Here is an 18,253-nt window from a genome sequence, read left to right as displayed (position 1 = left end):
GACTCCTGCTATTTCGGGACTCGCCAGAAACGCCTTGACCCTGAGTGCGTCAAATCGTCCCGGCGGATCGCTATCTTACATTCAGCCTTGCCAAGACAAAGACGGTCACCGGCATTAGAATGTCCCGCATTCTCTTTTGGTGACAGCGATATGACTGACCAGCGCAAAGGCAGCGATGCCGAACCCACCACTCACTTCGGCTTCAAGAACGTTCCCGAGAGCCAGAAAGCGGAAAAAGTCGCTGAGGTGTTCCACTCGGTAGCGGCCAAGTACGACCTGATGAACGACGTGCTGTCCGGCGGCATGCACCGCCTGTGGAAGCGCTTCACGATCGAGTTGTCCGGCGTGCGTCCAGGCAACCGCGTACTGGACATCGCTGGCGGCACTGGCGACCTGACCAAGCGGTTTTCCCACCTGGTGGGCCCTACCGGCCAAGTCGTCCTGGCGGACATCAACGAATCCATGCTCAAGGTCGGCCGTGACCGCCTGCTGGACCTGGGTGTGGCCGGCAATGTCGAGTTCGTCCAGGCCGACGCGGAAAAGCTGCCCTTCCCGGACAACCATTTCGACTGCGTGACCATCGCCTTCGGCCTGCGCAACGTGACCCACAAGGAAGACGCCCTGCGCTCGATGCTGCGGGTACTCAAGCCCGGTGGCCGGCTGCTGGTGCTGGAGTTCTCCAAGCCGACCAACACGCTGATGTCCAAGGTCTACGACGCCTATTCGTTCGCCTTCATGCCCCTGGCCGGCAAGCTGATCACCAACGACTCGGAAAGCTATCGCTACCTGGCCGAGTCGATCCGCATGCACCCGAACCAGGAAACCCTGAAGTCGATGATGGTCGAGGCCGGCTTCGACCGGGTGACCTACCACAACATGACCGCAGGCATCGTTGCCCTGCACCGCGGCATCAAGCCCTGATGTTGCTCAGCGGCCTGCTCGCCAGCGTCGAGACCGGCATCAATCGGGTGCTGCGCCTGGACAGCACGGCGTTGCCGCGCCTGCAGCACCTGAGCGGCAAGGTGATTGCCGTGGACTGCCAGGCTCCGGCGCTGCGGCTGTTCATCCTGCCCAGCGACGAAGGCCTGATGCTGGCCTCCCAGTGGGCCGCCGATCCTGACTGTACCCTGCGCGCACCGGCAGCGAGCCTGGTGCGCCTGGCCCTGAGCAAGGACAAGACCGGCGTCCTGCATGGCCCGCAAGTGGAACTCGAAGGCGACAGCGGCGTACTGCTGGACCTGGCGGCGGTCCTCCAGGACCTGGAGCTGGACTGGGAGTACGAACTCTCGCGCTGGCTCGGCCCGGTGGCCACCCAGTTGTTCAGCGGCCACGTACGCAGCCGCGCACGCTGGTACCAGCAGGGATTCGCCAGCCTCAACCAGAGCCTGGCCGAATTCCTCGCCGAAGAATCGCGGGCCCTGGTGGGCCAGCATGAAGCCGAGGCGCGCTTTCGCGAACTGGACCAGGCCAAACTCGACCTGGAACGTCTAGAGGCGCGTGTCGAGCGCCTTTCCCGATCCCCTGACCCAAGCGATAACGCATGAAGCTGCTTGCCGTCCGCCGTCTGTTGCGCATCCAGCGCGTCGTGATCCGCTACCGCCTCGATGACCTGCTGTTCGCCCTGCCCTTGCCCTGGTTTCTCCTGGCCTTGCGCTTCGCCCTGCCCTGGCGCTGGTTTCCGCGCAAGCCGCTGGACCTGAGCCGTGGCGCACGCCTGCGCCTGGCGTTGCAGGACCTGGGACCGATCTTCATCAAGTTCGGGCAGATATTGTCCACCCGCCGTGACCTGCTGCCGGAAGACATCGCCGACGAACTGATGCTGCTGCAGGACCGGGTGCCGCCGTTCGACTCGAAAAAGTCCGTGGCCCTGATCGAAGAGCAGCTGGGCAAGAAGATCAGCGATGTGTTCAGCCGCTTCGACATCGAGCCCCTGGCCTCGGCCTCGGTGGCCCAGGTGCATGCCGCCAAGCTCAAGACCGGCGAGGAAGTGGTGGTCAAGGTGATCCGCCCGGGGCTCAAGCCGGTCATCGCCCAGGACCTGGCCTGGCTGTTCATCCTCGCCCGCGCTGCGGAGAAGGTCTCCGCCGACGCTCGCCTGCTGCACCCGGTGGATGTGGTCAGCGACTACGAGAAGACCATCTACGACGAGCTCGACCTGCTGCGCGAGGCGGCCAACGCCAGCCAGCTCAAGCGCAACTTCGAAGGCTCGCCGCTGCTCTACGTGCCCCAGGTCTACTGGGACTGGTGCCGGCCGAAGGTGCTGGTGATGGAGCGCATCTACGGGATCCAGGTCACTGACCTCGCGACCCTGGCCGACCAGCGCACCGACATGAAGATGCTCGCCGAACGGGGTGTGGAGATCTTCTTCACCCAGGTGTTCCGCGACAGTTTCTTCCACGCCGACATGCATCCGGGCAACATCTTCGTCAGCACCGTACAGCCCTGGAGCCCGCAGTACATCGCCATCGACTGCGGCATCGTCGGCAGCCTCACCCCGCAAGACCAGGACTACCTGGCGCGCAACCTGTTCGCCTTCTTCAAGCGTGACTATCGCCGTGTAGCCCAACTGCACATCGACTCGGGCTGGGTCCCGGCGGAAACCAAGCTCAATGAGTTCGAAGCGGCGATTCGTACGGTCTGCGAACCGATCTTCGAAAAACCGTTGAAGGACATTTCCTTCGGCCAAGTACTGATGCGCCTGTTCCAGACCGCCCGGCGCTTCAACATGGAAGTCCAGCCGCAACTGGTACTGCTGCAGAAAACCCTGCTCAACATCGAGGGCCTGGGGCGCCAGCTGTATCCGGAGCTGGACCTGTGGAACACCGCGCAACCCTTCCTCGAACGCTGGATGCGCGAGCGGGTCAGCCCCAAGGCAGTGCTGGGCAACATCCACAGCCAGATCGAACAGTTGCCGCACCTGGCCAACATGACCCGTGACCTGCTCGAGCGCATGTCGCAACCCCATGCCGCCGACCCTCCGGCCCCCTGGCAGCGGCGCAAGGACGACTGGTTCCTGCGCCTGCTGGGCACCGCCCACCTGGGCGGCGGCGCAATCCTGGCCGCCGGCGGCCCGCTGCAGGAACTGGGGCACTGGCCCGCCGGCATCATGATCGCGGTGGGTCTGTATCTGATCGTGCGCCGATAGCCAGTGGCGCGGCCTGCTGGCAAACTGTCGAAATCGCCGAGGCGTCACCAGCGGGTCGAGCCCGGTTGTCGGAGTCGAAAATGAAAGATTGGCTGGACCAGATCAAATGGGATGAGCACGGCCTGGTGCCGGCCATCGCCCAGGATCACAAGACCGGGCGCGTACTGATGATGGCCTGGATGAACCGCGAAGCACTGAGCCTGACCGCCGCCGAGCAGCGTGCCATCTACTGGTCACGTTCGCGTGGCAAGCTATGGCGCAAGGGCGAAGAGTCCGGGCATGTGCAGAAGCTCCATGAAATGCGCCTGGACTGCGACGCCGACGTGATCATCCTGATGGTCGAGCAGATCGGCGACATTGCCTGCCATACCGGCCGCCACAGCTGTTTCTACCGCGTCTATGAAGATGGCGAGTGGAAAACCGTCGAACCGGTCCTCAAGGACCCGCACGCGATTTATTCTGCAGGACACTGACATGAGCGATACCCTCACCCGCCTGGCCCAAGTGCTGGAGGAGCGCAAGAACGCCGCTGCCGACAGTTCCTACGTGGCCAGCCTGTATCACAAGGGCCTGAACAAGATCCTGGAGAAAGTCGGCGAAGAATCGGTGGAAACCATCATCGCCGCCAAGGACGCCGCCGCCAGCGGCGACTGCAGCGATGTGATCTACGAAACCGCGGACCTGTGGTTCCATACCCTGGTCATGCTCGCGCAGCTGGGGCAGCATCCCCAGGCCGTGCTCGATGAGCTGGACCGCCGTTTCGGCCTGTCCGGACACGCCGAGAAAGCCTCGCGTCCGTCCGCCTGAACAATTTTCTAAGAGGAAACGCAGCATGGGCATTTTTGACTGGAAACACTGGATCGTCATCCTGGTGGTCGTGGTACTGGTATTCGGCACCAAGAAGCTCAAGAACCTGGGCACCGATGTCGGCGAATCGATCAAGGGCTTTCGCAAGGCCATGAACGACGACGAGAAGCCAGCCGAACCCGTGGTACCTCCTACCGCACAAGCTGCCCAGCCGGCCCAGCCACAACAGGGCGCGCCGCTGAACCAGCCGCACACCATCGATGTGCAGGCGCAGAAAGTCGAAGAGCCGACCCGCAAAGACTCGTGAGCACTGACTAATGTTTGGTATCAGCTTCTCTGAACTGCTGCTGGTGGGCCTGGTGGCCCTGCTGGTGCTCGGCCCCGAGCGCCTGCCCGGCGCTGCGCGCACCGCCGGCCTCTGGGTCGGGCGCCTCAAGCGCAGCTTCAACGCGATAAAACAGGAAGTTGAACGTGAGATCGGCGCCGACGAGATCCGTCGGCAGCTGCACAACGAGCACATCCTGTCGCTGGAACAGGAAGCGCGGAAAATCCTCGCCCCGACCCAGCAACAGCCTGCGCCCGTGGAGCCGGTAGCCGAACAGGTCGCAGCGACGCCTGCCACCACTGCAGGTGAAGCCGCTGCGCCGGCCGAAGCACCTGCGACGCCGACCGCAGAGCCTGCAACCCCAGCGGCAACGGCCGCACCCGAGGCTCCCCAAGACCCTACTTTGCCGCCGCGAGCACCATGAGCGATATTCCAGAGAACGACCAACACATGCCGCTGGTATCGCACCTCACCGAGCTGCGGACCCGCCTGCTGCGCTGCGTAGCGGCGATCTTCATCATCTTCGCCGGGTTGTTCGCCTTCACCCAGCAGATCTACACCATCGTCTCCACGCCGCTGCGCCAGTACCTGCCGGCCGGCGCGACGATGATCGCCACCGACGTCGCCTCGCCGTTCCTCACGCCATTGAAGCTGACCATGATGGTCTCGCTGTTCCTGGCGATCCCGGTAATCCTGCACCAGATCTGGGGGTTCATCGCCCCGGGCCTGTACAAGCATGAGAAGCGCATCGCCGTGCCGCTGCTGGTGTCGAGCATCCTGCTGTTCTACGTGGGCATGGCGTTCGCCTATTTCCTGGTGTTCCCGCTGATCTTCAAGTTCTTCGCCGCCGCCACCCCGGCCGGCGTGGAAATGATGACCGACATCACCAGCTACCTCGACTTCGTCATGACCCTGTTCTTCGCCTTCGGCGTGGCCTTCGAGATCCCGGTGGCCGTGGTGCTGCTGGTGTGGATCGGCGTGGTCAACGTGGAGTACCTGAAGAAGATCCGTCCCTACGTGATCATCGGTTGCTTCGTGGTGGGCATGATCCTCACCCCGCCGGACATCTTCTCCCAGACCTTGCTGGCCGTGCCCATGTGGCTGCTGTTCGAAATCGGCGTCCTGTTCGGCGGGCTGATCAGCAAGCGCGGCGAGCATCCGGACGACACCCCGGCCGACGACCACAACGACCAGCCGCCAGCGACCCAAGCGTGAACCTGCTGCTGCTCGAGGAGGCCGACTTCATCGCGGCCGACCGTGTTGTGCTGCGCGACCGGCGCCTGGTCCACATGCAGGAGGTGCACCGTGTGGCAGTGGGCGACAGCCTGCGGGTGGGCCGTATCGGCGGCTTGATGGGCAGCGCCCGGGTGCTGCGCCTGGAAGCCGCCGAAGCCGAGCTGCAAGTGACCCTGGAGCAAGCGCCGCCGGCCAAGCTGCCGCTGACCCTGGTCCTGGCCCTGCCGCGGCCGAAGATGCTGCGCCGGGTACTGCAGACCGTGGCCGCCATGGGCGTGCCCCGGCTGGTGCTGGTCAACAGCTACCGGGTGGAAAAAAGCTTCTGGCAAACGCCCTTCCTCGACCCCGAGGCCATCCGCGAACAGCTGGTGCTGGGGCTGGAGCAGGCCCGCGACAGCATCCTGCCCGAGGTAGTCATCGAGAAGCGCTTCAAGCCCTTCGTCGAAGACCGCCTGCCGGCCCTGAGCGAAGGCACCCTGGGCCTGGTAGGCCACCCCGGCCCGTATCCGCCCTGCCCGCGCAACCTGGACCAGCCAGTGACCCTGGCCATCGGCCCGGAAGGCGGCTGGATCCCCTACGAGATCGACCTGTTGGGCAAGGCCAGCCTGCAACCGGTGCAGCTGGGCGAACGCATCCTGCGGGTCGAGACGGCCGTCACCGCACTGTTGTCCCGCCTGTTCTGAACCGCCAGGGTCCGGCCAGCCGGACTTTGCGGTCGTAGTGGCAACCCGCCAGTCAGCTGTAGTAAAACCCTGCTCCCGCCGATAGCCTATGGTTAAGCCCAAACCGCTAAAGAGGGAGTTCGCAGCATGTACCGTTGGCTAGCCAGAAACTTGGGGAATGTGAGTGTCAGCCGCAAGCTTGGCATCGGCTTCGGCCTGGTGCTGTTGCTGACCCTGCTGATCACCGCCACCGGCTGGAACGGCCTGTCCCGGGTGATCGATCGCGGCGACAAGCTAGGCAATATCTCCTTGCTCAATGCCATGACCAAGGACCTGCGCATCGCCCGCCTCAGCTACGAGATGAACCATGGCGAGCAAGGTCCCGCCGCGGTCAGCGACATGCTCAAGCAACTCGACGAAGGCCTGCGCGCGGTCCGCGGCAAGCTGCAGCAACCTGGAAGCATCGCCCTGGTGGACCAGCAGGTGGATGCCGTGGCCGAGTACCAGAAGGCCTTCACCGACATGACCCGCGCCACCGCCAGCCGCGAGACCGCCCGCTCCCAGCTCGGCGCCACGGCTGACAACGCCGTGGCCCGGGTGGCCGAGGTCGAGAAATCGCTGCTGCAAGGCGATAGCGTGGCCCAGTTCAATAGCGTCATCGACCTGTCCAAGCTGATCCAGCAGGCACGCTTCCAGGTGCGTGGCTACACCTACAGCGGCAAGGCCGACGCCCGGCAACCCGCCCTGGATGCCATCGACAATGCCCTCGGCAACCTGGCCAGCCTGCCGGCCCGGCTGCCGGAGCAGCACATCGCCAACCTGCAGCAGGCCAGCGACTCGCTCAAGGCCTATCGTGCCGCCGTCAGCGCCTTCAGCGACGCCGAGCAGGCCAGTGCCGATGCCCTCAAGCGCATGGCCGCCCAGGGCGATCGCCTGATGGACCTGAGCAAGCAACTGACCGTCGAACAGACCCACAAGCGTGACGCCGATGCCAGCCAGGCCCGCAGCACGCTGTTGATCGCCACGGTGCTGGCCCTGGTCTTCGGCCTGATCGCTGCCTGGGCCATCACCCGGCAGATCAACCTGCCTTTGCAACAGACCCTCAAAGCCGCCGAGCGCGTGGCCGCTGGCGACCTGAGCCAGAACCTGGCAGTGGACCGGCGCGACGAGCTGGGCCAGTTGCAGAAGGCCATGCAGCGCATGACCCAGGGCCTGCGGGAGTTGATCGGCGGCATCAGCGACGGCGTGACCCAGATCGCCAGCGCCGCCGAACAGCTATCGGCGGTTACCGAACAGACCAGCGCCGGGGTCAACAGCCAGAAGGTCGAGACCGACCAGGTGGCCACGGCCATGAACGAGATGGCCGCCACCGTGCAAGAGGTGGCGCGCAACGCCGAGGAAGCCTCCGAAGCGGCCGTGGCCGCCGACCAGCAGGCCCGCGAGGGCGACCGGGTGGTCAACGAGGCTATCGCCCAGATCGAGCGCCTGGCCAGTGAGGTGAGTCACTCCACCGAAGCCATGGGCCAGCTCAAGCAAGAGAGCGACAAGATCGGCAGTGTCCTGGACGTGATCAAGTCAGTGGCCCAACAGACCAACCTGCTGGCCCTCAACGCCGCCATCGAGGCCGCCCGGGCCGGCGAGGCAGGACGGGGCTTCGCCGTGGTGGCCGACGAAGTGCGTAGCCTGGCCCAGCGTACCCAGCAATCGACCGAGGAGATCGCCGAGCTGATCGTCAGCCTGCAGAACGGCACGCAGCAGGTGGCCAGCACCCTGGACACCAGCCGCAATCTCACCGACAGCAGCGTCGAGCTGACGCGCCGGGCTGGCGGCTCGCTGGACAACATCACCCGCACCGTCTCGGCGATCCAGGCGATGAACCAGCAGATCGCCGCAGCGGCAGAGCAACAGAGCGCGGTGGCCGAAGAGATCAATCGCAGCGTCTTGAATGTGCGCGACGTGTCCGAGCAGACGTCGTCGGCCAGCGAGGAGACCGCCTCTTCGAGCGCCGAACTGGCGCGCCTGGGGATTCACCTGCAAAGCCTGGTGGGACGCTTCAAGGTCTGACCCGCGTGGCTGCCGCAAGCTGTTAAGGAGCCTGCGGGGCGGATCGTCCGTTGGAAGGCCCTATGGGCCTTCCAGCGATTACAAGGCCGGCTACAGGACCTGGCGCAGGAAGGCCTGGGCCCGGGGGTCCCGGGGGGCGCTGAAGAACACCTCGGGCGCGGCATCCTCCAGCAGCTTGCCGTGATCGAAGAACAGCACCCGATCCGCCACTTCCCGGGCAAAGCCCATTTCATGGGTCACGCAGACCATGGTCATGCCTTCCACGGCCAGGGTCTTCATTACATCCAGCACCTCGCCGACCATCTCCGGGTCCAGGGCCGAGGTCGGCTCGTCGAACAGCATCACCTTGGGCTCCATGGCCAGGGCCCGGGCGATCGCCACCCGCTGTTGCTGGCCGCCGGACAATCGCGAGGGGAACTCGTGGGCCTTCTGCGCAATGCCGACCTTCTCCAGCAAGGCCAGGGCCTTGGCCTCGCGTTCCTGCTTGCCGCGCTTGCGCACCACCTTCTGCGCCAGGCAGAGGTTGTCCAGCACGGTCATGTGCGGGAACAGGTTGAAGTGCTGGAACACCATGCCCACCTCGCGGCGGTAGGCGTTCACATCGGTCTTGGGATCGGCCAGTTGCAGACCATCGATGCTCACCGAACCGGAGTCGAAGGTCTCCAGGCCATTGAGACAACGCAGGAAGGTCGACTTGCCGGAGCCGGACGGCCCGATCACCACCAGCACTTCACCCTTGGCCACCTGGGTGGTGACGTTATCCACCGCGCGCACCACTTGGCCACGGGTATCGAAGACTTTTACCAGATCGCGGACTTCAATCACTTTGCGCGAGCCTCCGCTCAAGCCGGCTGGCCATCTTCGACAGCGGCAGGTTGATCAACAGGTACAGGGCCGCCACGCAGAACAGGATCTCGAACGGCGAAAACGAAGTGGTGATGACTTCCCGGCCGCTCTTGAGCAACTCGGTGATGGCGATCACCGACACCAGCGAAGTGTCCTTGACCAGGCTGATGAACTGCCCGGCCAGCGGCGGTAACACTCGCTTGAAGGCTTGGGGCAGCACCACATGGCGCATCGACTGGCCAGCGCTCAGGCCCAGGGAGCGAGCCGCCTCGTTCTGCCCACGGGCAATGGACTGCACCCCGGCACGGACGATTTCCGCCACATAGGCCCCGGTGAACAGTGACAGCGCGGCGATCCCGGCGAACTCCCGGGACAGGTTGAGCACCGTACCGATGAAGAAATAGAAGATGAATATCTGTACCAGCAGCGGCGTGCCGCGCACCAGCTCGACATAGAGGGTCGACAGGTCACGCAGGGTCGGGTTGCTGGACAGCCGGCACAGGCCGGTGGCCAGGCCGATCATCAAGCCCAGCACGCCGGACACCACCGACAGCCACAGAGTGGTCCACAAGCCCCACAACAACGGCCCCGCCGCCCAATGCCGGGTCACCCCGACCACATCGCCCTCGGCCACGTCGTCGCCGCTGGCCACCTGCAGGCTGCTCTCGTCGACGCTCAGGTGCTGCTCATTGCCAGAGTCGCCCTTGAGGGTGACCTCAGCCTTGCCGCCCTTGCGCACCACCTCGGCGACGGTGGAGATCTCGGCCGCGCGCTGGGACTCCTCGGCCTGGTAGGCGAAGTACTGCGGGACGCGGTTCCAGCGCCATTCATAGGACATCAGCGAGGTGGCGTAGTACAGGGCGCCAGCCAGGCCGACCAGCACCAGCACGGTCAACACGTGCCAGGGCCATTGGGCTTTGTTCTGTTTCATTGGGTTTGCGGATTCCGAATGCTGGGTCGCCAGGGACACCGCCTTCGCCGGCAAGCCTCGCTCCTACATGGATTGCGCAAACCTGTAGAAACGAGGCTTGCCCGCAAGCGGGGCAGCCCGGTCTGGGTGAGCGAGTGTTATTCCATGTCCTTGAGCCACTCGGAACTCTTGAACCACTTGTCGTGGATCCGATCGTAGGTCCCGTCTTCGTGGATCTGGTGCAGGAAGTTGTTGATGAAGTTGATGCTGTCGTAGTCACCCTTCTTCAGGCCGAAGGCCAGCGGCTCGTAGGTGAACGGCTTGTCGAGGAATACCAGCTTGCCGTTGCCGACCTTGTTCACCGCCACCACGTTGTACGGGGCGTCATAGATGAAGGCGTCGGCCTTGCCATTGACCACGTCCAGCACCGCCTCCTGCTCGTTGTCGTAACCGTGGTACTTGGCCTTGGCGATCAGCTTCTTGGCGACCATTTCCCCGGTGGTGCCCAGCTTGGAGGTGATGCGGTAGTCGGCGCTGTTCAGGTCCTTGTAGGACTTGATGGTGCCTTCCAGGTCCTTGCGGATCAGTAGGGTCTGGCCGACCACGATGAAGGGCTCACTGAAGTTCAGGCGCAGGTTGCGCTCCTGGGTCAGGGTCATGCCGCTGCCGATCATGTCGAACTTGTCGGTGAGCAGGGCCGGGATGATGCCGTCATAGCCGGTGGAGACCATCTCCAGCTTGACCCCCATGGACTTGGCCATGGCCTTGAGCAGATCGACTTCGAAACCGATGATCTCGCCGCGCTTGTTGGTCATCTGGAACGGCATGTAGGTCGGGTCCATGCCCACCTTCAGCGATCCACGCTTGACCGCGTCGTCGATGGCGCCGGCCTGGGCCGTGCTGACCGCCAGCATGGCTGCGGCCCCCGCCAGCAGCAGCGAAAAATACTTCTTCATCTCAAGTCCCCTGAAAGCCATTTTATTGTGGTGTCTGCGCGTCGCAGTCCATTGTTGGCGAACCTTCGGATACCAGGTCGTGGTCGATCACGCACAGAAATTTGCGGGTGCGATGCTAACGCACTCGGGTATTTGCACAAGGTTTTTATTGTCGGACGAAAGCGCCGGGGATGAGCGGGGGTGCAGAAAGCAAAACGCCCCCGGGCATGAACCCGGGGGCGTTGGCATCACGCCGGTTGTGGCGTCGCGGCTAGCGGCTGCAACGGCAACAGCGGAGCATGGGGATCGGCGCTCACCGACTCGCGCCAGGCACCCAGCCATTGGCTGTGGCCTTCGCTCCAGACCAGCTGGTGCAGGCGACCCAGGGCCACCGGATCGCTCAACAGCGCCAGGCGCTCGCTGTTGTTCAGGGCCGCAGGACCGACCTTGAGGGCATGGCGTACGCGCTCCTGGCGCAGCCACTCGATCGGCTCGGCCTGGGCATGGCGGGAAGTGGCCAGGGCACAAGCCAGGGCGTTCTGCTGCGGATCCACCACGGCCCGGATGAAGCCGTCGTTGAGCGCGTGCCAGCGGTTCTCGTGGGTGTACTGGTCCGTGGCCAGCAACGCCTGGGGCGGTGCATATTCCTCGGGGATCAGGAACAGGTTCTCGTCACGGGACTTCAGGCCCAGGCCGACGCGGCTGGAGATCACCGACACCGGGATCGACAGCATCAGCGAACCGACGATCGGCACCAGCCACCAGAGGAAGCTGGGGTTCAGCCAGATCACCAGCAGCGCCCAGCAGAAGCCCAGCAGGGTCTGCGGGCCATGGCGGCGCACCGCCTCGCTCCAGGGGGTGGAGTCGTCGTCACGCTGTGGCGAGTTCCAGGTCGCCGCCCAGCCGAGGAACGCGGCCAGCACGAAGCGGGTGTGGAAGATCATCCGCACCGGCGCCAGCAGCATGGAGAACAGCATCTCCAGGAGCATCGACAGGGTCACCTTGAACTTGCCACCGAACTCCTTGGCGCCCTTGGCCCAGATCAAAATGATGCTGAGCAGCTTGGGCAGGAACAACAGCACGATGGTGGTGGAGAACAGCGCGATGGCCTTGTCCGGATGCCACTGCGGCCACAGCGGATACAGCTGCCGCGGCTCGAGGAAGTACTGCGGCTCCATCAGCGTGTTGACCGCCAGTAGGGCCGTGGACAGCACCAGGAAGAAGAACCACAACGGCGCCGACAGGTAGGACATCACCCCGGTGAGGAACACCGCGCGGTGCACCGGGTGCATGCCCTTGACCAGGAACAGGCGGAAGTTCATCAGGTTGCCGTGGCACCAGCGGCGGTCGCGCTTGAGCTCATCCAACAGGTTCGGCGGCAGCTCTTCATAGCTGCCCGGCAGGTCGTAGGCGATCCACACGCCCCAGCCGGCACGGCGCATCAACGCGGCTTCGACGAAGTCGTGGGAGAGGATCGCACCGGCGAACGCGCCCTTGCCCGGCAACGGCGCCAGGGCGCAGTGCTCGATGAACGGCTTCATGCGGATGATCGCGTTATGGCCCCAGTAGTGGGACTCACCCAACTGCCAGAAGTGCAGGCCGGCGGTGAACAGCGGACCATAGACGCGGGTGGCGAACTGCTGCATGCGCGCATACAGGGTGTCCATCCCCGAGGCCTTGGGCGCGGTCTGGATGATCCCCGCGTCCGGCGTGGCTTCCATCAGGCGTACCAGGCTGGTCAGGCATTCGCCGCTCATCACGCTGTCGGCGTCCAGTACCACCATGTACTTGTAGTCGCCGCCCCAGCGACGGCAGAAGTCGTCGAGGTTGCCGCTCTTGCGCTTCACTCGGCGGCGACGGCGACGGTAGAAGATCTTGCCGAAACCCTTGGTCTCGCGGCAGACATCCAGCCAGGCTTGTTGCTCGGCCACGCAGATATCGCTGTCGTTGCTGTCGCTGAGGACGAAGAAGTCGAAACGATCCAGGTCACCGGTGGCCGCCACCGACTCGAAGGTGGCGCGCAGGCCGGCGAATACCCGGGGCACGTCTTCGTTGCAGATCGGCATCACCAGTGCGGTGCGCGCATTCTCGGCGATCGGCTCGTTGCCGGCGCTGGCGCCGGAGATCCGGTACTTGTCGCGACCGGTCAGCAGTTCCAGGAAGCCCATCAGCGCGGTCCAGAAACCTGCCGAGACCCAGCAGAACAGGATGCCGAACAGAATCAGGATGCTGGTCTGCAGTGCGTAGGGCAGGACCTGCTGCGCGGTCTGCATCAGCGGCTGGTGCGCCACTTCTTCCAGGTCGACGAAGGCCCAGCCCTGGTACGGCATGATGCCTTTCATGTACCAGCCGGCGACGATGGTCTGGCCAAGCATCAGCACCAGCAGGATGTAGCGGCGGATCGAACCGACGGTGCGCCAGCGGGCAGCCGGCAGCACTCGCTCGTCCTTCGGCGGTGCCGGTGGGTTGGTGCGCCCGGTCAGGCGCCGCCAGCCACGCACCAGGATATTGGTGCGCCATGGCTCGGGCACTACCCGGGTGCGGCGGATCGGCGGCGCGGCCTTGAGGCAGATACGCCCCTCGGCGTCGACGGCGAGCATTTCGGCATCGTTCAGCTCGGCCGCGGTGCTGAGGGTCAGGCGCTCGCCCACCGAGGCCTGGGCGGCATCGGCGGACTCATCGAAGGCCTTGGACGACAGGCGCTGGTGCAGCTCGCTGAAGGACTGGCAGCTCGCGAGTTCCGCGCGCTGCTGGTCCGACATGGGCAGGTGGGCCAGGTACTCGGCAAGCGACTCTGGCTGTAGTTGAGAGTTACTCATCGGCAGGCAACTGGTAGCTCCAGGTCTCGGTCAGGACTTGCTCGGTCTTGGCCGGTTCCGGTGTGGCAGGGGCCGCTTCGGCAGCAGCAGGCTGCTTGGCGTCTTTAGGATCCTTGTCCTTGGCGTCCTTGTCCTTGGCATGCTTGGCGTCCTTGGCCGGCTTGGCTTCAGGCTGCTTGGCTTCAGCTTGTTTGGCCGCCGCGGCAGCGGCTTCCTTCTCTTTCTTCTCCTGTTGCTTGGCGGCGACCTTGTCGGCCTTGGCCACGGAGGAGCTGGAGTTCGGAGTCGAGGCCTTGGCCGGCTCGGCTGCCGGGATGTCGCGCACCAGGGCGGCACGCAGCTCGGTGGCCTTGCTCGGGTCCTTGACCTTCAAGCGCAGGGTCAGGCGCCAGCCTTTGGTTTCCGGGTTGTAGCGAACGTTGTTTTCCACCAGCTCGGCGTTGTCGCCGACGCTGACCTGGCTACGCACTTCGGCGCTCCCAGGCAGGGCCGCCAGGGACGGACCTTCGAAATCCACCAGGTAGGCAACGCTGCCATCGGGCTGGCGAATCAGGTTGGACTGCTTGACGTCACCAGTGGAACGCAGGGTCTGCTCGACCCAGGCGCTGTCAGGAGAATGCAGGGACGCTTCGTCCATGGTCCAGTGCAGGCGGTAGGCGAAATCCAGAGGCTGGCCAGGCTCTGGCTGCTTCTCCGGGTTCCAGAACGCCACGATGTTGTCGTTGGTTTCGTCCGCAGTCGGAATTTCCACCAAGTCGACGGTGCCCTTGCCCCAGTCGCCCTTCGGCTCGATCCAGGCGCTTGGGCGCTTGTCGTAGCGGTCGTCGAGGTCTTCGTAGTGGCTGAAGTCGCGGCCACGCTGCAGCAGGCCGAAACCGCGCGGGTTCTCAACCGAGAAGTTGCTCACGGCCAGGTGCTTCGGGTTGTTCAGCGGACGCCAGATCCACTCGCCGTTGCCGGCATGGATCGACAGGCCGCTGGAGTCGTGCAGCTCGCGACGATAGTTGAGGACCTTCGACGGCTGGTTGGCGCCGAACAGGTACATGCTGGTCAGCGGAGCCAGGCCCAGCTTGCCCACCTTGTCACGCAGGAACACCCGGGCCTTGACGTCGACGATGGTGTCGGCGCCCGGCCGCAGGGTCAGGCGATAAGCGCCGGTAGCCCGTGGCGAATCCAGCAGGGCGTAGATCACCAGGTGCTTGTCGGTAGGCTTGGGTTGCTGGATCCAGAACTCGCTGAAGCGCGGGAATTCTTCACCGGACGGCAAGGCGGTATCGATCGCCAGGCCACGGGCGGACAGGCCATAGACGTGGCCCTTGCCGACGACGCGGAAATAGCTCGCGCCCAGCATGGTCATGATCTCGTCTTGCTTGTCGGCCTTGTTGATCGGGTACAGCACGCGGAAACCGGCATAACCCAGCTTCTCGGTGGCTTTTGGATCGAACGTCACGTCACCGAAGTCGAAACGGCTGGGATCGTACTTGATCTCGGAAACGCTGTTGGCGCTGATCTCGTTGATCTTCACCGGCGTGTCGAAGTGCATGCCCTGGTGGTAGAACGAAAGCTTGAACGGGGTCTTCTGGTCGGCCCATTCGGCTTTTTCGGTGAGGAAGCGGATTTTCTGGTAGTCCGCGAACTTCATGTCGCGGAACTCGGCTGGCAGGTTACTGCGCGGAGCCTCGTACTTCTGCCCGGCCAGGTCCTTGGCTTTGGTCGATACGTCATCCAGGTTGAATGCCATGAGTGGACCGGCGCCAAGCAGGCAGACCAGCGCAGAGCCCGTCACCAGTACGTTTCGTAACCTTTTGGCAAACAAGTTTGGTGCATTACAGGGACTAACAATCACGAGCAACCCTCGCCGAAAACAGATCAAAAAACCAACGGCCAGCTATCTACATGCCAGGTTGGCGAGCATTGTTCCGACTCCGATGGGGCTAAATGATTCCCCAAACGGCCGTGGACAAGTCTCTACTTAAGTCAAAATGGACCAACGAACGCTGATCCCCGTAGCGCGCGATTATCTAGTAGGCCGCGTTACAACGCATCAGGGGTAACAAAGTATTTATCGTGAAAAACAGCAGTTTCCGGCCGAAAACGGTAGAAAAAGATGTTTCGGACACCTTCAGGTGTGTAACAGAAAGGTCACTGGCCCATCGTTGACCAGATGTACCTGCATATCCGCACCAAAGCGTCCTGATGCCACTTTGCCATGCAACTGTTGCGCCTTCACTAACAAGTAGTCGAAAAGCTCCTCGCCAAGGGCCGGAGGCGCCGCCGTGGAAAAGCTCGGGCGCAACCCACTCTTGGTGTCCGCCGCCAGGGTGAACTGCGAGACCAGCAGCAGGCCGCCCTGCACATCGGCCAAGGACAGGTTCATCTTGCCCTCGGCATCACTGAACACCCGATAGTTAAGCAGCTTATGCAGGAGTTTGTCGGCGTTGGCCCGGGTATCCCCAGGCTCTACCGCCACCAGCACCAGCAGGCCCTGGTCTACCGCACCGACGATTTCACCGGCCACTTCCACGCGCGCGCCGGCCACGCGCTGCAACAGCCCCTTCATGCTTCTTCGGGCGGCAGGTCGAGCAGGCGCCGGGCCAGCTGGTCGGTGGCCCGCACCAGGGCGTCGGTGATACCCGGCTCGGAAGCGGCATGGCCGGCATCGCGAATCACCTGCAGCTCGCTGTTGGGCCAGGCCTGGTGCAGTTCCCAGGCGTTGTCCAGCGGGCAGATCACATCGTAGCGCCCATGGATGATGATCCCCGGCAGATGGGCGATCTTGCCCATGTCGCGGATCAGCTGGTCAGGTTCGAGGAAGGCGTTGTTGATGAAGTAGTGGCACTCGATCCGGGCAATCGACAAGGCGCGCTGCGGTTCGGAGAAGCGATCCACCACCAGCGGGTTGGGACGCAGGGTCGCGGTGCGCCCTTCCCAGCCGGACCAGGCCTTGGCCGCGTGCATCTGGGCGATCTGGTCGTTGCCGGTCAGGCGCTTGTGGAAGGCGCTGACCAGGTCGTGCCGCTCCTCCAGGGGAATTGGCGCCACGTAGTCTTGCCAGTAGTCGGGGAACAGGCGGCTGGCACCGCACTGGTAGTACCACTGGATCTCCTGGGGACGAGCCAGGAAGATCCCCCGCACGACCAGGCCAAGCACCCGATCGGGATGGGTCTGGGCATAGGCCAGGGCCAGGGTCGAGCCCCATGAGCCACCGAACAGTACCCACTTGTCGATGCCCAGGTGCTCGCGGATGCGCTCCAGGTCGGCCACCAGGTCCCAGGTGGTGTTGTTCTCCAGGCTGGCATGGGGACTGGAGCGTCCGCAGCCGCGCTGGTCGAAGGTGACGATGCGATACAGGGTCGGATCGAAGTAGCAGCGGCTCGCGCCGTCGCAGCCGGCCCCCGGGCCACCATGAAGGAACACCACCGGCAAGCCTTCCGGCGAACCGCTTTCGTCGACATACAGCACATGGGGTTCGTCGACGGCCAGATCGTGCCGGGCATAGGGTTTGATCTGTGGGTACAAAGTCTTCATTACGCGCTCCGTGGAGGTCGGGGTCATCCCTGAAGGGACTTCATTCATGCTGCCGTCCGGCATCATAAACCCGAATTACGCAATGAGCATGTCCTTGAGAAAAATGGGGTTGTTGGCCTCATCCACAGCTCGAGCCCGGCGCTTGGCCGGGCTCGCTTCTGCCCTGGCAGCTCAGCGACCGTAGCGCTCGCGGCCCCAGGCCAGCAGGCCTTGCAGCAGTTCCTTGAGCACCACCTGGGCCGGCGCCGCCAGGTCCTCGCGGTAACGGAAGGGTTCGAACTCTTCCATATAGGTGCTTTGCGCCAGCTCCAGCTGTACCGCATGCACATGCTCCGCCGGATCGCCGTAGTGACGGGTGATGTGCCCGCCTTTGAAGCGCCCGTTGAGCACATGGGTGTAGTCGCCATGGCCAGCGCAGATGCCCTCCAGGCGCCCGGCCAGTTGCGGATCGCAGCTGGCGCCGTTGAAGGTCCCGAGGTTGAAGTCCGGCAGCTTGCCCTCGAACAGGTGCGGGATCAGCGACCGGATCGAGTGGGCATCGAACAGCATGGCATAGCCGAATTCGGCCTTGAGCCGCGCCAGCTCGTCTTGCAGGGTCCGATGGTATGACCCCCAGATCTGCTCCAGGTACTCATCGCGCTCCGCCCTCGATGGAGCCTGGCCTTCGACGAACAGCGGCTCGCCGTCGAACAGGGTCGCCGGGTACAGGCCCGTGGTGGCGCCGACATACAGCGGCTTGTCGTCGGACGGCCGGTTCAGGTCGATGACAAAACGCGAGTACTCGGCCGCCAGGACGCTGGCCCCCAACTCCTGGGCGAACTCGTACAACCGCGGGATATGCCAGTCGGTGTCCGGCAGGCTCTGCGCCTGGGGTACCAGCCCGGCGGCCACCGCCGGGGTCAGGCGCGTACCGGCATGGGGCATGCTGATCAACAGTGGCACCCGACCTTGTTTGAAGCTCAGAACCTTTTCCACA

Annotated in this window: 18 protein-coding genes; 10 read left to right on the top strand and 8 right to left on the bottom strand. The window is 64.1% G+C overall.

The annotated features are described in order from the left end of the window. The first annotated feature begins 150 nt into the window (after positions 1-150). From ubiE to C4K40_RS02115, 10 genes are all read left to right on the top strand, one after another. The gene (gene ubiE / locus C4K40_RS02160) at positions 151-921 is read left to right on the top strand and encodes a bifunctional demethylmenaquinone methyltransferase/2-methoxy-6-polyprenyl-1,4-benzoquinol methylase UbiE (protein ID WP_022639552.1); all 771 of its coding nucleotides are present in this window, start codon (positions 151-153) and stop codon (positions 919-921) included. Beyond that, positions 921-1,544 (top strand): SCP2 domain-containing protein, encoded by a 624-nt coding sequence (locus C4K40_RS02155; protein WP_022639551.1) that lies wholly within the window; start codon positions 921-923, stop codon positions 1,542-1,544. The genes ubiE and C4K40_RS02155 overlap by 1 nt, the downstream gene beginning before the upstream one ends. Continuing rightward, entirely contained in the window at positions 1,541-3,145 is a 1,605-nt protein-coding gene (ubiB, locus tag C4K40_RS02150) for a ubiquinone biosynthesis regulatory protein kinase UbiB (RefSeq protein ID WP_053132493.1), read from the top strand. The genes C4K40_RS02155 and ubiB overlap by 4 nt, the downstream gene beginning before the upstream one ends. An 80-nt stretch (positions 3,146-3,225) precedes the next feature. Next, positions 3,226-3,618, top strand: a complete 393-nt coding sequence (hisI, locus tag C4K40_RS02145) for a phosphoribosyl-AMP cyclohydrolase (protein ID WP_022639550.1) — start codon at positions 3,226-3,228, stop codon at positions 3,616-3,618. Between the two features lies 1 nt (position 3,619). Beyond that, positions 3,620-3,952, top strand: coding sequence for a phosphoribosyl-ATP diphosphatase (locus tag C4K40_RS02140; protein ID WP_022639549.1), 333 nt, complete (start codon positions 3,620-3,622; stop codon positions 3,950-3,952). 25 nt (positions 3,953-3,977) lie between these two features. Beyond that, positions 3,978-4,259 (top strand): twin-arginine translocase TatA/TatE family subunit, encoded by a 282-nt coding sequence (locus C4K40_RS02135; RefSeq protein ID WP_022639548.1) that lies wholly within the window; start codon positions 3,978-3,980, stop codon positions 4,257-4,259. Positions 4,260-4,269: 10 nt separating this feature from the next. Then, complete coding sequence (gene tatB / locus C4K40_RS02130; protein WP_053132495.1) at positions 4,270-4,701, top strand: Sec-independent protein translocase protein TatB; 432 nt, start codon at positions 4,270-4,272, stop codon at positions 4,699-4,701. Then, on the top strand, positions 4,698-5,492 hold the full coding sequence (tatC, locus tag C4K40_RS02125) for a twin-arginine translocase subunit TatC (RefSeq protein ID WP_022639546.1): 795 nt from the start codon (positions 4,698-4,700) through the stop codon (positions 5,490-5,492). The genes tatB and tatC overlap by 4 nt, the downstream gene beginning before the upstream one ends. After that, entirely contained in the window at positions 5,489-6,196 is a 708-nt protein-coding gene (locus C4K40_RS02120; RefSeq protein WP_053132497.1) for a 16S rRNA (uracil(1498)-N(3))-methyltransferase, read from the top strand. The genes tatC and C4K40_RS02120 overlap by 4 nt, the downstream gene beginning before the upstream one ends. 126 nt (positions 6,197-6,322) lie before the next feature. Beyond that, entirely contained in the window at positions 6,323-8,239 is a 1,917-nt protein-coding gene (locus C4K40_RS02115; protein WP_053132500.1) for a methyl-accepting chemotaxis protein, read from the top strand. 90 nt (positions 8,240-8,329) lie between these two features. Here the strand turns inward: C4K40_RS02115 and C4K40_RS02110 are convergent, their stop codons facing one another. The 8 genes from C4K40_RS02110 to hutG form a co-directional block, all read right to left on the bottom strand. After that, complete coding sequence (locus C4K40_RS02110; RefSeq protein WP_053132503.1) at positions 8,330-9,064, bottom strand: amino acid ABC transporter ATP-binding protein; 735 nt, start codon at positions 9,062-9,064, stop codon at positions 8,330-8,332. Then, complete coding sequence (locus C4K40_RS02105) at positions 9,057-10,016, bottom strand: amino acid ABC transporter permease (protein ID WP_053132947.1); 960 nt, start codon at positions 10,014-10,016, stop codon at positions 9,057-9,059. Before C4K40_RS02105 ends, C4K40_RS02110 begins: the two co-directional genes overlap by 8 nt. Positions 10,017-10,153: 137 nt before the next feature. Next, on the bottom strand, positions 10,154-10,951 hold the full coding sequence (locus tag C4K40_RS02100; protein ID WP_022639542.1) for a transporter substrate-binding domain-containing protein: 798 nt from the start codon (positions 10,949-10,951) through the stop codon (positions 10,154-10,156). A gap of 227 nt (positions 10,952-11,178) precedes the next feature. After that, positions 11,179-13,749: a glucans biosynthesis glucosyltransferase MdoH gene (gene mdoH, locus C4K40_RS02095; RefSeq protein WP_031320101.1), complete on the bottom strand. Its 2,571-nt coding sequence runs from the start codon at positions 13,747-13,749 to the stop codon at positions 11,179-11,181. Further along, positions 13,742-15,595: a glucan biosynthesis protein G gene (locus C4K40_RS02090; protein WP_031320099.1), complete on the bottom strand. Its 1,854-nt coding sequence runs from the start codon at positions 15,593-15,595 to the stop codon at positions 13,742-13,744. Before C4K40_RS02090 ends, mdoH begins: the two co-directional genes overlap by 8 nt. A 276-nt stretch (positions 15,596-15,871) precedes the next feature. Continuing rightward, on the bottom strand, positions 15,872-16,309 hold the full coding sequence (gene dtd / locus C4K40_RS02085) for a D-aminoacyl-tRNA deacylase (RefSeq protein ID WP_022639539.1): 438 nt from the start codon (positions 16,307-16,309) through the stop codon (positions 15,872-15,874). Beyond that, on the bottom strand, positions 16,306-17,277 hold the full coding sequence (gene pip / locus C4K40_RS02080; protein ID WP_022639538.1) for a prolyl aminopeptidase: 972 nt from the start codon (positions 17,275-17,277) through the stop codon (positions 16,306-16,308). Before pip ends, dtd begins: the two co-directional genes overlap by 4 nt. Before the next feature lie 171 nt (positions 17,278-17,448). Beyond that, positions 17,449-18,252 (bottom strand): N-formylglutamate deformylase, encoded by an 804-nt coding sequence (gene hutG, locus C4K40_RS02075; protein WP_053132506.1) that lies wholly within the window; start codon positions 18,250-18,252, stop codon positions 17,449-17,451. Position 18,253 lies beyond the last annotated feature (1 nt).

It is taken from the genome of Pseudomonas sp. CMR5c, from assembly GCF_003850545.1.
Lineage (GTDB): Bacteria > Pseudomonadota > Gammaproteobacteria > Pseudomonadales > Pseudomonadaceae > Aquipseudomonas > Aquipseudomonas piscis.
The sequence above is the reverse complement of the archived record's forward strand: the minus strand, read 5'-3'. Positions and strand labels throughout refer to the sequence as shown.

Bases quoted from the DNA above. Each gene is read 5' to 3' on its own strand.
- ubiE (WP_022639552.1), top strand. From the start codon at position 151: ATGACTGACCAGCGCAAAGGCAGCGATGCCGAACCCACCACTCACTTC.
- C4K40_RS02155 (WP_022639551.1), top strand. From the start codon at position 921: ATGTTGCTCAGCGGCCTGCTCGCCAGCGTCGAGACCGGCATCAATCGG.
- ubiB (WP_053132493.1), top strand. From the start codon at position 1,541: ATGAAGCTGCTTGCCGTCCGCCGTCTGTTGCGCATCCAGCGCGTCGTG.
- hisI (WP_022639550.1), top strand. From the start codon at position 3,226: ATGAAAGATTGGCTGGACCAGATCAAATGGGATGAGCACGGCCTGGTG.
- C4K40_RS02140 (WP_022639549.1), top strand. From the start codon at position 3,620: ATGAGCGATACCCTCACCCGCCTGGCCCAAGTGCTGGAGGAGCGCAAG.
- C4K40_RS02135 (WP_022639548.1), top strand. From the start codon at position 3,978: ATGGGCATTTTTGACTGGAAACACTGGATCGTCATCCTGGTGGTCGTG.
- tatB (WP_053132495.1), top strand. From the start codon at position 4,270: ATGTTTGGTATCAGCTTCTCTGAACTGCTGCTGGTGGGCCTGGTGGCC.
- tatC (WP_022639546.1), top strand. From the start codon at position 4,698: ATGAGCGATATTCCAGAGAACGACCAACACATGCCGCTGGTATCGCAC.
- C4K40_RS02115 (WP_053132500.1), top strand. From the start codon at position 6,323: ATGTACCGTTGGCTAGCCAGAAACTTGGGGAATGTGAGTGTCAGCCGC.
- C4K40_RS02105 (WP_053132947.1), bottom strand. From the start codon at position 10,016: ATGAAACAGAACAAAGCCCAATGGCCCTGGCACGTGTTGACCGTGCTG.
- C4K40_RS02100 (WP_022639542.1), bottom strand. From the start codon at position 10,951: ATGAAGAAGTATTTTTCGCTGCTGCTGGCGGGGGCCGCAGCCATGCTG.
- mdoH (WP_031320101.1), bottom strand. From the start codon at position 13,749: ATGAGTAACTCTCAACTACAGCCAGAGTCGCTTGCCGAGTACCTGGCC.
- dtd (WP_022639539.1), bottom strand. From the start codon at position 16,309: ATGAAGGGGCTGTTGCAGCGCGTGGCCGGCGCGCGCGTGGAAGTGGCC.
- pip (WP_022639538.1), bottom strand. From the start codon at position 17,277: ATGAAGACTTTGTACCCACAGATCAAACCCTATGCCCGGCACGATCTG.